At 63.0% G+C, this 8,429-nt stretch carries 7 protein-coding genes; 2 read left to right on the top strand and 5 right to left on the bottom strand.

Annotation, left to right across the window (positions count from 1 at the left end; genetic code table 11):
* Positions 1–201, top strand: a 201-nt coding sequence (locus RM1_RS19730; protein ID WP_439958209.1) for a thiolase C-terminal domain-containing protein, incomplete at its 5' end; no start/stop codon positions are given.
* The gene (locus RM1_RS19725) at positions 198–1,739 is read left to right on the top strand and encodes an AMP-binding protein (RefSeq protein ID WP_072753404.1); all 1,542 of its coding nucleotides are present in this window, start codon (positions 198–200) and stop codon (positions 1,737–1,739) included. The genes RM1_RS19730 and RM1_RS19725, both read left to right, overlap by 4 nt.
* 93 nt (positions 1,740–1,832) lie before the next feature.
* Here RM1_RS19725 and RM1_RS19720 read toward each other — a convergent pair whose 3' ends face one another.
* The 5 genes from RM1_RS19720 to RM1_RS19700 form a co-directional block, all read right to left on the bottom strand.
* A complete protein-coding gene (locus RM1_RS19720; RefSeq protein WP_072753403.1) occupies positions 1,833–2,645 on the bottom strand; it encodes an SDR family NAD(P)-dependent oxidoreductase in 813 nt (270 codons plus the stop codon).
* Positions 2,646–2,652: 7 nt separating this feature from the next.
* Positions 2,653–4,206 (bottom strand): class I adenylate-forming enzyme family protein, encoded by a 1,554-nt coding sequence (locus tag RM1_RS19715; RefSeq protein WP_072753402.1) that lies wholly within the window; start codon positions 4,204–4,206, stop codon positions 2,653–2,655.
* Positions 4,203–5,450, bottom strand: coding sequence for a thiolase family protein (locus RM1_RS19710; RefSeq protein WP_245816490.1), 1,248 nt, complete (start codon positions 5,448–5,450; stop codon positions 4,203–4,205). The genes RM1_RS19715 and RM1_RS19710 overlap by 4 nt, the downstream gene beginning before the upstream one ends.
* A gap of 2 nt (positions 5,451–5,452) precedes the next feature.
* Positions 5,453–6,754: an MFS transporter gene (locus tag RM1_RS19705; protein WP_092667858.1), complete on the bottom strand. Its 1,302-nt coding sequence runs from the start codon at positions 6,752–6,754 to the stop codon at positions 5,453–5,455.
* A 146-nt stretch (positions 6,755–6,900) separates the two neighbouring features.
* Positions 6,901–7,989, bottom strand: coding sequence for a PucR family transcriptional regulator (locus RM1_RS19700; protein WP_169922356.1), 1,089 nt, complete (start codon positions 7,987–7,989; stop codon positions 6,901–6,903).
* Positions 7,990–8,429 lie beyond the last annotated feature (440 nt).

Below are 8,429 nucleotides of genomic sequence, written 5' to 3'. Positions count from 1 at the left end.
TCTGGCGGCCTCGAATCCCGCGGGCATCCGGTGTCCGCCACCGGTCTGGCCCAGGTGTTCGAGTTGGTAACCCAACTTCGCGGCAGCGCAGGCGAACGTCAAGTGCCCGGCGCGCGAATCGCGATCGCCGAGAACGGCGGCGGCGTCTACGGCATCGAAGAGGCAGTAGCCGCCGTCACCATCTTCGGAGGAACACGATGAAATACCCTGCGGAAGAATCGAATCCGAACATAGATCCGGGGTACGCGGAACTGATCCTGACCACCCTGCGACGGCAACCGGATCGTGTCGCGTTCCGTTTCACCGACGACCACGGTCAACGGCGAGTATGGACCTATCGCGACGCTGCCGAGCGAATCGAGCGCACAGCCACCGCATTCGGGGAACTCGGCCTGACCCCGGGACGCGGTGTGGCGCTGTTGTCCGGCCCTCGACCAGAAGCATTCACCGTCATGGTTGCCGCATGTCTTGCGGGCTTGCGATACGTAGCACTGCACCCGCTGGGAACTGCGGAAGCGGACCGAGTCATCCTCAGGGACAGCGCCGCAGATCTCTTCGTCGTCGACCACTCCCAGTTCCCCACCCGAGCCGACCAGGAGGGCACGAAAGCCATTACGATGGCTGCACTGAACCGCCTCGTCGCCGAGGCACGGCCAGGCCCGCAGGACCCACGAGGGCCGGCCCTGTACCTCTTCTACACGGGCGGGACAACGGGAGAACCAAAGGGCGTGATGCTGCGCGACCGGTCACTCGTCGCCAATGCCTTCGCCTGTTCCACCTGGGAGTGGCCGCAGGACACCAACTTCCTGATCACCACACCGATGTCTCACGCGGCGGGCCTGTTCGTGGCTCCCGGCCTGCTGCGGGGTGCAAGCTTCGACGTGCACGCGTCCTTCGACCCGGACAAGGTCATCGACGCGATCGAACGTGACGGCGTCTCTGCATCGTTCCTCGTTCCGACGATGCTGTACGCGTTGCTCGACCACCCGCGTGCCGCCCATGCCGACCTATCAGGGCTGCGCTGGCTCCTCTACGGGGCCGCACCCACCGACGCCGCGCGTATCGCCCGAGCGCGTGAGCTGTTCGGACCGATCCTGAGCCAACACTACGGACAGGCCGAGGCCCCGAACGCGCTGACGGTGCTCGACTCCGGCGAGCACCGCGACGATCCAGCCGTCCTCGGCAGCTGTGGACGTGCCATGCCGGGCGTCGAGATCGCCATACTCGATTCGTCGGGCCAGGAAGTCGCGCCAGGCGCCGCCGGGGAACTGTGCGCCCGAGGCCCGTTGGTGATGGACGGCTACTGGAACAAGCCCGAAGAGACCGCAGCGGCGCTCGCAGGCGGATGGCTCCACACCGGTGATGTCGCACGTTGTGACCACACCGAGCTGATCACGATCGTCGATCGCATGAAGGACACCATCATCACCGGCGGCTTCAACGTGTATCCACGCGAAGTCGAGGACGCCCTCGGCACCCACCCGGCAGTCGCGGCGTCCGCAGTCTACGGTCTACCGGATCCGCAATGGGGCGAGGCCGTCACCGCCGCGGTTGTCTTCCACGACGGCCACACCGCCAGCCCCCGGGAACTCGCCGAACACGTCCGCGCCACAAAGGGATCGGTCTGGGCACCCAAGCGTATCGACGTGTATGACGCCCTACCGACGACAGCGCTGGGCAAGATCGACAAGAAGGCTCTCCGTCACACACATCCGGCGCGGGAAGCCCCGGCGCAGTAGTCAACCTTGCCGGGTCGCGTCATGACGGGGCTCTGGCCGGCCGCGCCTCGAACCGGGGCGGGCCGGAACCTAGAACGTCATGACGCGCAACAGCTAGTTTCCTTTCGCGGTAACGGTGGGTGCTCTACCGGGGTCGATTGCGCTTGTGAGTCCTGCATCGACTGGAAGAACGATTCCGGTAGTCCAGCGTGACTCCGGTCCTGCCAAGTATCGAACCTCTTCTGCCACATCCCATCCCGTACCCTCCGTTCGAAGCGGTGCAGCCTCGGCCCGGAGACGACGCACATGCGCGTCCAGCCCCTGTGCGTCCATCATCGGTGTGTGCACCAAGCCTGGCGCGACTGCATTGACCCGGATCCCGTCGGGACCGTGCATCGCGGCCATGGCTTGGGTGAGGCTGAGCAGTGCACCCTTGCTGGCCGAGTACGCGACGGACGGGTGACCGCCGCGCAGTCCTGCGACCGAGGCCATGTTGACGATCGCTCCGCTGCCGGCCATTGCAGGAATCAAGTATCTGGACAGCAGGAGCACCGAGTCGATGTTGACGCGCAGACACGTTCGCCAAGCATCCAGGTCGATATCGACCACGCTTCCCGCCGGGCCGGTGACACCCACGTTGTTGACCAGAATGTCCACCCGGCCATGCTGCTCGAGCACGTCCGCGGCAAGGCTGCGGCAGGTCGAGTCATCAGCGACGTCTGCGACGACCACTGAGGCGTTCACACCGAGAGAGGCACACATCTGGACGGTTCCCTCGAGATTCGCCCCGACGTTGTCGACCAGAACGACATGGGCCCCGGACCGGGCGAGTCGGACAGCGCAGGCACGGCCGATTCCGATTCCAGGCCCACGCGATCCGGCGCCGCTGATGACTGCAACTTTGCCCGACAAACGGTCATCGAGCATGCCTCGTTCAGATTCGCTGTGCACTGTCACTCCAGTAGGATTCACGCACATCCTTCTTCAACACCTTTCCGTTCGAGCTGCGCGGCAGCCGATCGACCACATCGATCCTTTTCGGGGCCTTGTAGCTGCCGAGCTTGTCCTTGCATTTCCGAATCAGTGCTTGACGGTCGAGAGCGGCGCCCTCGTTGAGCTCGACTACTGCCACTACTTGCTCACCCCAATCTTCGTGCGGCACACCAACTACTGCACAGTCCTGGATGGCAGGATCCGACCACAGGACTTGCTCTACCTCGCTTGGGTACACGTTGAGCCCGCCGGTGATGATCATGTCCTTCTTGCGGTCAGTGATGTAGAGATAGCCGGCATTGTCCAGGTGGCCGATGTCGCCAGTGTGAAGCCAGCCCTCGACGACAGTCTCGGCGGTCTTCGCAGGCTCGCGATAGTAGCCCTGCATGAGGAGGTCTCCGGTTACACAAACTTCGCCGCTGCGCCCCACCGGTAGTGGATTTCCTTTGTCGTCGCGGATTTCGACCTTCACAAACGGTCCCGGGCGGCCGCAGGAAGCGAGGATGCCGTCGGTACGCAGGCGGCCGTCGACAAGATGCTCCTCAGGCCGAAGGAAGGATATGGCACCGAAGGCTTCGGTCTGGCCGTAGAACTCGATGAGGATCGGGCCGAAGAGCTGGATCGCACGACGCAGCTTCTCTTCGGACATCGGTGCCGCGCCGTAGATCAGATAGCGGAGGGACTCGAGGCAGTAGTGCTTCTCCTCGACCACTTCGAGCAACCGGTAGATGACCGTCGGAGGCAGAAATACCTCTGTCACGGAGAACTTCTCGATAGCGGACAGCACCGCCCTCGGCTCCGCCCGTTCGATCACCACCACCGTTCCGCCACGAGCGGACACCGGGAGGCTGAGCATGCCCGCCGAATGCGTCAGCGGGGCGGCAGCGAGATTGACCACAGGTTCGTCAGCGTCGTATGTCACGCCCAGCATGAAGTGAGCAAACGTGATTCCGAAGGAGCGATGCGTGTTCACAACGCCCTTCGGCCTTCCTGTGGTTCCTCCGGTTGCCGAGATGGAGACCACATCGTCAGGTCGAACATGTATGGGCGGTGCTGTCTTCGGCATCTCCGAGCACCAATCGATCAGCGAAGGTTCGTCTCCGAGCGGTGCGTCGATACACACCACCAGACGAACCTTCCCCAATGCACGGATCCGGTCGACGATCGAGATCATGGTGCTGTGCACGAAAAGTACGGTGCAGTCGAAGCTGTCGATGAGATCGACCAGAACGTCCTGCGAGCTGGACGGGTTCAAGGGAACCCAGACCATTCCGGCCCTCCACGTGCCCAGTACGGTGATCCAGGCCAGTGGGTCGTTCGGGGCGATGACCCCGATCTTGGCCTGAGCAGGCAGATCAGCGTCGAGCAGTGCATGAGCGATCCGGCAGGACAGTTCGCCGGCCTCGTCGTAGGTCCACGTTCCTCGCTCGCCGGCATACGCGGTGCGGTGTCCACCCATACGCCAGCCGCGGTCGAACATGTCGATGACACTCACGAATCGATCCTTCCGAGAATGGTGACTGCGGCGACGGCCTCCTCGTATCCGAGGAATCCGCCTCCGTTCTCGGTCAAGCCGATCCGAGCATCGGTGACCTGCCGGACTCCCGCTCGGCCACGCAACTGTTCGACGAGTTCGAAGATCTGACCGAGTCCGGTCGCGGCAAGGGGGTGTCCTTTCGATTCGAGCCCGCCTGATGGATTGATTGGGATTCGCCCACCAATGGCGGTTGCTCCACTCGCCGCTTCCATTCCTCCGCTGCCGGACTCACACAAACCCAACATCTCGCTCACCAGAATCTCTGCGAATGCGGTCGCATCGTGCACCTCTGCGACATCGACATCACCCGGACCCACACCTGCTTGTTCGTAGGCGGCACGCCCCGCAACACGGGTGACGTGTCGATTCCAGTCGCCGAGATCGCGATCCTGACCGGACACCACCACACTGGCCATCACATCGACCGGGTCGGGAACGCCGAGGTTCCGGAGAGCCTCCGCGCTTCCCACCACAACCGCTGCAGCGCCGTCAGTGAGTGGGGCACACATCGGTACCGTCAGCGGTGGCGCGAGAGGACGTGCGGCGAGCACCTCACGAACCGTCATCCCTGCTCTGTAGAAGGCACGTTCGTTGTGAACGGCATGCAGGTGGTTCTTGGCGGCGACGGCAGCGATCTGTTCTTCAGTCGTGCCGAACTCGCGCATATGTGCGCGCGCAACCGCAGCATAGATATCCATGAACACGGAGCGCTGACCGATGGCGAAATCATCGATGTCACCGCCGAGCTCGGTAAGGGTCTCGGCGAGGGTCTCGGGCCTCGAGGTGTCGTACGCTCCGTCGAACACAGCCATCGCACGGGCACGATCACCGACATTCATCTTCTCCGCACCGACTGCCAGCGCGATATCAGCGAGCCCTGCCCTGACGTGAGCGACCGCCAGGTGGAAAGCGCTTGTTCCACTGGCGCAGGCATTTTCGACGTTGAAGATCGGGATTCCTCCCAAGCCGAGTCTGCGCAGGGCAATCTGTCCGCCGATCATGTGCTGACCTTCCAGCGGCGATTGCGTGGTGTTTGCATAGAACGCGACGTCGATATCCGACAGGGAGAGAGCAGCGTCAGCGACCGCGGCGTGCACAGCCTCGGCGGCGAGGTCGGCCACGGTGCGGTCCCGGTGGCGGCCGAAGGTAGTCATTCCTGCGCCGGCTATCTGAACGGAAGCAGAGTTGGAAGCAGTGGTCACGGTCAGTCCTCGAGAGGTTTGCGGGCGGTCTCCGGCATGGAGACGAAGGTCAAGAAGGTGATGGCGGACAGGGCTGCGATGTACCAACTGAACAGTGAGGTTCGACCCGAGTCGATCAGCCACGTGGCGATGTAGGGACCAGTTCCACCGAAGATCGCCACTGTGAGCGCATAGGGAAATCCGATACCGAGGACGCGAATCCGGGAGGGGAAGAGCTCGGCCTGGACCGCTGACGCGATGGACGCGAAACACGCCAGCGCCGCCATGCCGGCACACTGCACGACAAGCAGACTCCAGAAGCTGTTCGACAGCATCCCCAACAACGGCACCGTGCCCACGGTGAAGGCGAGGGAGCTGGCATACAAGAAGGGCTTACGGCCGACCTTGTCGGATGCCCATCCGCATATGGGGACGACAGCCCAGAAGAAGATCAGGGAAATCAGTCCGATACGGATCGACTCTGCCCGGTCGAAACCAACCGTGATCTGCGCGTACGTCGGCAAGAACACAACCCAGGTGTAGAAGGCGACAGATGGTCCGAGTTGCATCCCGACCACCTGCAGAGTCTGAAGGGGATGCTGCCTGACAAAGTCGAACATTCCAGACTTCGCAGGGCTTCCCGAGGGCGCTTCACCCGTGGTGAGGGTCTCCACGCTGCTACGGCGAATCCAGATGGCGCACAACGACGCCGCAGCGCCGATCAAGAACGGCACACGCCATCCCCATGACTCCATCGCGGCTTGATCGAGGATTCCCGAGAGCAGAGCAACAGACCCGACAGCTGCAACATTGCCGGCCGTCGCGCCCAGATAGAAGAAGCTCGAGAAGAACCCCCGCCGGTTCGGTGGGGCCGATTCGACGAGAAACGCGGAGGCGGAACCATATTCGCCACCCGTGGACAAGCCTTGGAGCAACCGCGCCGCGATGAGGATCACCGGAGCGAGAAGGCCGATCTGAGCGTACGTAGGAGACAGCCCGATCAGCAGGCTGCCGACTCCCATCAACGAAACAGTGGTTTGAAGTGCCTTCTTCCGCCCGTAGCGATCACCGAGTCGGCCGAGGAACAAGCTCCCGAGCGGACGCATGAAGAAGCCGACCGCAAAGACGCCGAGTGCCGCCAGCAGCGGGACGAGGCTACCTTCGCTGTCGCTGGGAAAGTACTGCTCGGCAAAATAGACCGCGAGCAGCGAGTAGATGTACCAGTCGTACCACTCGATGAGATTTCCGACGACAGCAGCAGCGATTTGCCTGTACGGGCGTTCCACGGCCGGGACGTGGGACTCCTCGGCGATCTTCGATTTCATACACATGCCTCCGCAAGCTCGAAACGCATGACAGCCGCCACCTGTGATGACGGTCATGTTCGCTTGAACAAGCATGGGGTGACACAGTCCGCTAGTCGACGGACGCCGGTCCGAAGATTATTGGAGATTCGAACAATCCACCGCTGTCAATCGATGCCGATCTCGAGCGCCCAGCTGAGCCCGATGATCACGTCGGTGCACTCGAGGTCGACATCGAGCAGCGCCTGGATCTTGTTCAACCTGTACCGGAGCGTGTTCGGGTGCACCACGAGGGCGGCAGCGGCAGACTGGACATTGCGGCGATGCGCGAGGAAGACCGCCAGCGTGCCCTCCAACTCTCGGGATGAACGATCCTGTGCCCGAAGTGGATTGAGGTATCGATCGCGTAGCCACTCGCCAACCACGGGGGCGCACCGTGCACCGGCCCGCCAGGTCACATCGTCGAGCGTGTACACCCCCGGCATGCCGCGAGGTGCAACCACGGCGTACACCAGTTCGGCGATCTGCATCGCTGCTGCGGCAGAGGCGGGCTCGCACGGTGGCCCGAGGGCAACGACACCGAGCCGATCGGGATCGGGCTTTCGGGGACTCAACCCGATGCAACGCTCGTCCCACACACATGTCAGCGCCGCACGATCGCCGCTTCGTCCCGTCGATTCCAGACGTTGCCGGAGAGCATGGTGGCCGACACCGTCGATCGGTTGTGCGATGAGGGGATGGTAGGAGCTGGTGGGGGACAGGCCATACTCCGAGGCGATCACCGAACCGAACGAGCCGGTGACCACATCGCGAATGAAGTTCGTCCGCGCCCTGTCCTCCTCCAAGGCATTCTCGATACCGATGCGCTGGTATGTCACCGCGGCCTGGCTGATGAAGTGGTCGCCGAGGCGCCAGAGCAGACGGGCACCAGCGAGCACCTGGGCTGGATCGACCTGTTCCCGAGCTGCCCACTCGTTGAACCGCTCATAGATCACGGTTATCGACAATCGGTAACCGCGGATGATGTCCTCGATCGGGATTCCCTGCGCGGCCCGCTCCGCGGTCGTACCAGTGGCCTCCGCGACCGTCTCGGGCGCCGGGACGTCTCCACGCTCGAGGACCTCGGCCGAACGCATCACGTTCCGGTGGAGCGAACTCCTCAGGTCATCGACGGGAATCGCCCGGTACGAGGGAATCTCATTCATCCCGCGGCCGATGCAGTCCTCCGTGATGCTGTCGACATCACGTCGCATCATCGACGCCCCCTCGGCTAGGACACGTAGTGCGCGCTCGTCAAGCATCCATTCCTGCCCGTCCATTCTCGCGACATCGGCATAGAGACTGCATCAGCCCGGGTGACGACAACAATAGGACGTGGGCTAGCAAGAGGCACGAAGGGTCATCTCGACTTATCATCAGGGATGCACCGAAGTGAGACCGTTGGCCCACTCCGCATGACAGTCGTGAGACAAGGCGGTCTAACACAACGGCGGCCGCTCCACCACTGTCCCAACGACGACTAGCCGCGAGCAAACCCCGCTTACCTCATCTTGCTGATGCGGCGTTGACGACAAGTCAAAAGACCAAGAGCGTGTCGCGACCTCGGTCACCGAAGGCCGTGCGCTGCCTGCCGGACATCTGAGGACTCAAGGAGCAGACGTTTCGACGTCGTCTGCTGAGAGCACCGACTAGCCGT

The organism is Rhodococcus maanshanensis NBRC 100610 (genome assembly GCF_001894865.1).
GTDB classification, from domain to species: domain Bacteria; phylum Actinomycetota; class Actinomycetes; order Mycobacteriales; family Mycobacteriaceae; genus Rhodococcus_G; species Rhodococcus_G maanshanensis.
Note: the sequence above shows the minus strand (reverse complement) of the source record. Positions and strands in the feature narration are given on the sequence as shown.